The sequence below is a fragment of the Sphingomonas sp. genome, assembly GCF_025353885.1.
Taxonomy (GTDB): Bacteria; Pseudomonadota; Alphaproteobacteria; order Sphingomonadales; family Sphingomonadaceae; genus Sphingomonas_O.
Window position 1 is genome coordinate 1 of the sequence record NZ_JANXNX010000025.1, and the last position, 5063, is coordinate 5063.

Genomic DNA, 5063 nt, shown 5'->3' on the forward strand with positions numbered 1-5063 from the left:
GGCTGGTACCCGGCCGGTAGACCAACCGGTCACCGGATCGGATACCGGTTCGGTAACCGGTGGCGACGGCACGCGATCGAGCCCGATCAAGGCCACCACCGCGGCCGATATTCAGCGCGCCCAGCCAATCGAACCGGTCAGCGACGCGCAGGCGCAGGCCGAAAACTACAAGCATGCCCATGTCGAGTTGCCACATCTGGGCCTGACCGGCGCGCATTCGATCTCGATCGAGACCGGCGTCGGCCAGGAACGCAAAGGCACCGGGCCCGACGGCAAGCCGTGGTCGATCTCGATGGAGCACGGCGCCTACGGCCGAATCAAAGGCACCAAAGGCGCCGACGGCCAACCGCTCGATGTGTTCGTCGGTCCGCATCCCTCCAGCACCTATGCGTTCATCATCGACCAGCACCATCCGGGCAAGGGATTCGACGAGCACAAGATCATGCTCGGCTACCGGACACCGCTCGACGCGCTCCACGCCTACGCGCATTCCTATGACGATGCGGGCCGGGATCGGATCGGTGGTGTTACCGCCATGTCCCCGGAGCAGTTCAAGGCATGGGCGTTTTCCGGTGATACCACCAAACCGCTGACCAACAACAAGCTGGTCTCGTCGCAGGAGGTTATCCCGCCGTCCCGCGTCCAGGCGGAGCCGACGCAGGACCACCACGATCAGATCGAAGCGGTGCTCGGCAAAGATTACGACCACGTCCTGCCGGTGGATATCACCCGCGCGGCAGAGATACTTGCAGAAAATGCAAACATGTCCCCCGCCGATGCGTTCGGTCAGGCCGTGATCGAGAACGCGGTCGAGCAGGGATTCATCACTCACGAACAGGCGGTAGAAGCCTATGGTCCAGAAGTTGAAGCCGTATTGGAGCCCGCAGGCGAAGGGGCATCTGGCGGCGGCGCACACGTTGAGCAAGAACGCGCCGCACCTGACGAAGTCGGCACCGGTGATGCAGAAGAAGCTGGCGTCGTTCCGGGCGGCAGCGAAACTGGCGTCACCGGCGAAGGTGAGCGCACCGGAGAGTCCGGCGAACGTCAAGACGGTGAACAGCATGACGCCGCAGGCGTCGAGCCCGACACCACAGGCAAAACCGGTGATACAGCCGTTGAAGCAGGCGCCGAAGCCGCCGGCGAAGCCGACAAGCCCACTGTCGAAAATGGCGGTGTAGACGACCGGTTCGCAAAAAACCGAGAGGCTGCCGCCAACTTCAAGAAGGGCGACAAGGTTGAGTTCGATCAGCCGGGAACCTTCAAACAGAAGGATGGCACCACCAAGGAAGGACGTCTTATCGAGGGCGTCATCAAAGGCGTCGCCAGCAAAGAACAGGGTACGTTTACCGTAGTCGAACCCAGCGGTGCTGACTGGAATGTCGGCGCGGCGAAACTGCGTAAAGCTGTGGCAGCCGACAAGATCTTGTCCGAGGCCTTCGAGCAGCACTTCGGTAGCGGAAAGGGTTTCAAGGGCATCCTCGAAGCCCGGAAATTCGCCAAGGAACGTGGCTTCGGTGACGATCCGAAGGCGATCGAGGAGTCGATGGAACTGGCGATCGTCCGCGCTGCGCGTTCGATGATCGACGGGGCGGCTTCGCCGAAGGCAGCCTATCGCCTGCTGGTCGATCTCTATTCGACGCAGCCCCGGCTCGGCACCCGCACCTCGACCAGTGTCCGGGATCAGGCTTACTCGACGCCGGTACCGCTGGCCTATCTGGCAGCGCATCTGGCCGGGATCACCCACGAGACCACGGTCTATGAGCCGACGGCCGGTAACGGCGCCCTGCTGCTGACGGCGGACCCGAAGAAGACCACGGTCAACGAGATCAACCCGGAACGGGCGAAAAACCTGCGCGAGCAGGGCTTCGCGCCCATGTCCTATGACGCGGTGACCGACACCCCCGTTAACCAAATCGACGTCAAGGGCGTCGATCGCGTCATCGCCAACCCGCCATTCGGGCCCGTAAAGGACGCCAGCGGCGCCAGCACCGTGTTTGACCTCCGTGCCGAGACCGGTGTCCCGTACCAAACCAAGGAAATCGACCACGCCATCGCCCTCAAGGCCCTCGAAGCCATGAAGGATGACGGCCGGGCCGTGCTAATTCTCGGTGGTGTCAACAAGATGGTCACCTCGACCGAGGGCCGGGCCGACGCCTATAGCGGTAAGTCCAAGCGGGAATTCTACAAGGCCCTGTTCGACAACTATAACGTGACCGACATGTTCACGGTGTCGGGCGACCTGTACGAGCGCCAGGGCGCCGGCTGGCCGGTAGACGTCATCGTAATTAATGGGCGCGGCAAGTCCGGCCGCCCCTTGCCGGCGGTGGAACCACCCCGCATATATAATGATTGGACCAGCTTGGGAGGGCTGCTCAATGGACAACAGGCAACAGGCAGTGTTCAACCGGCTGTCGAGCCGGCTGCTCGAACTGCTGAAACCGGACAAGGACTGGAAGGCACCGGCGCAGGAGATCGCGGACGTGCTGGAGGTGACCGATCCGGAGTGGTCGAGCCCGGCAGCGTTCGTGGAGAGCCTGGAACCGAAGCTGCCGGCGCTGGCGAGGGAAGCGGTCAGTCGCGGAATGGGACCAAAGGACTTGGACAAGGTGTCGAGCCCGCTGGACCTCGTGAACAATCTCCTGCCGTAGACGATTTCGACGCGGCGTTTGACGCTGCGCTCGATGATGCGTTCGGCCAGAAGGACACCGAAGCCGAGCGTGGTAGTGACAACGCGCTCAAGGATAAGGCTGAGGGCATCACCCGCCGTCGCGGCGGCTCCCAAAAGGAGCGCGATGCCTACGATCGCACTGCGACCGAGTTGGCCAAGGACACCGGCAAAGCCGCTGTTGACGCCGCCGACGAAGCCTTCACCGCGCTCCATAAGCTGTTCGGTGGTACCAAGGCGTCGAGCGGCTTCACCTTCGACGAGGATACCTACAAGAAGGCGAAGCCGCACTTCGAGGCGGCGGCCGGCAAGTTCGCCGAGTTCAAGAGCAACCTGGGCGAACTGCTCCGCCGCATGGTAGCGCACATGCGGGATACCCTGCGCTGGTCGCGCGAGGTGTTCGAGAACATCAAGCCCTACCTGAAACGCTTCATCGACGATATGCGCGACGTGGCGCCGGAGCGAAAGAAGGCGATCAAGGCGGCGCCGACCGAGACCGAGAACCAAGTCGTCTATAAGCCAGCTTCCACCGTGAACGGCCTCTCGACGCTGGCGCCGGTCAACATGGCGAAGCCGATGGCGGATTCGCTGGCTGCGCTGGAGGAGCGCGTCGGCCCGATCGATGCGTTCGTGGCTACCGAACTCGGCTATACCGGAAAGCAAGTCGAGAAGTATTTCGGCGCCGAACAGGTGGACGCGCTCGGCCTCGCCATCGACAACATCAAGCGCGGCAAGGGCTTCATCATCGGCGATCAGACCGGCATCGGTAAGGGTCGAGTCAACGCCGCTATCATCCGCTGGGCGATCAAGAACGATCGCGTCCCGGTATTCGTCACCGAGAAGCCAAATCTCTATAAGGACATGTTCCGCGACCTGATGGATATCGGGATCACGGACAATTTCCTGACCGACAAGCCGCGCGTTCTCGCGACCAATGCCGCGCTCAACCTGCCGCTCGAAGAAGGCAACGGCGCCACGATCAAGACGGAGGACGCCAAGAAGCACAACGTGCACATGCTGTCGCTGCTCGATGGTGACGCCTTCGGCAAGAAGTACGATATGGTGTTCACCACCTATAACCAGATGCAGACGCAAAAGGGCGAGGATACCGCCCGGCGTCAGTTCCTGAGCCGGCTGGCCGACCGCAAGAACGGCATCGTCATGATTATAGACGAGGCCCACAACGCCGGCGGTCAAAAGGTGGCCGGTCGCGGGAAGGAGGTTGGGGAGCCACAGGGCCGCGCGCAGTTCTCGCGCGACATGATCCAGAAGGCCAATGGTGTCTTCTATTCGTCCGCGACCTATGCCAAGCGCCCGGACGTGATGGACCTGTACGCCGCGACCGACATGTCGATGGCGGTGGATAATATCTCGGACCTTGCCGAGGCGATCCAGCGCGGCGGCATCCCGATGCAGCAGGCGGTTGCCTCGATGCTGGCGAAGGCCGGTCAGTATGTGCGGCGTGAGCGTTCGTTCGCTGGTATCAACTACAACACCCCGTCGATCTCGGTTAACCGGGAGAACTACAACAAAATCTCCAGCGCCCTGGCATCGATCCAAGACTTGAGCAAATACACGGCGGCGTCTTCCGTGAAGATGACGCAGGAACTGCGCGCCGAAGGTGGCGCCATGGGGCACGATGCTTCCACCGGTGAAGCCGGAGCATCCTCGACCAATTTCACCGCAGTCATGCACAACGTCATCAACCAGATGCTGTTGGCAATGAAGGCCGGGCAAGCGGCAACCCGCGCGATCGAGGCGATCAAGCGCGGTGAAAAGCCGGTGTTGACCGTGGCGAACACCATGGAGGCATTCCTTAACGACTACGCCGACAATCTCGGTATCTCGCCGGGCGACGAAATGCCGGGCGATTTCAGCCACGTCCTGATGAAGTATCTCGACCGTACGCGGACGGTGCTCATCAAGAAGGCGCACCGCGAGAAGGGCGAGAAGCCGATCCGGCATTACCTGTCGGATTCCGAACTCGGCCAGCATGGCGTCATGGTCTACAACACCGCCAAGCAACTCATCAAAGACACCGACCTGTCCGATCTGCCGATCTCGCCGATCGACTACATGAAGAGAATGCTGAAAAAGGCTGGTTATGACACCGGCGAGGTGACTGGACGAACGCTTGCGGTCGATTATACTGGCAAGATTCCAGTCCTCACGTCGCGGCCGGGCTCTGAAAAGACCCCGCGAGGGCGAACCAAGACGATCGAGCAGTTCAACACGCGACCGACCAAGGGAGGCGTCCATGCTCTAATCATCAATCAGGCGGGCTCGACCGGTCTCTCCGCTCACGCCTCGGAGCATTTCAACGACCAGTCGAAACGCCGGATGCTGATCGTACAGCCCGAGGCGAACATCGACACCCACATGCAACTGCTCGGCCGCG

At 61.8% G+C, this 5063-nt stretch carries 1 protein-coding gene; it reads left to right on the forward strand.

The window, feature by feature from the left end; genetic code table 11:
- A partial coding sequence (locus Q0R02_RS02700) for a strawberry notch-like NTP hydrolase domain-containing protein (protein WP_293880602.1) occupies window positions 1-5063 on the forward strand: 5063 nt, incomplete at both ends.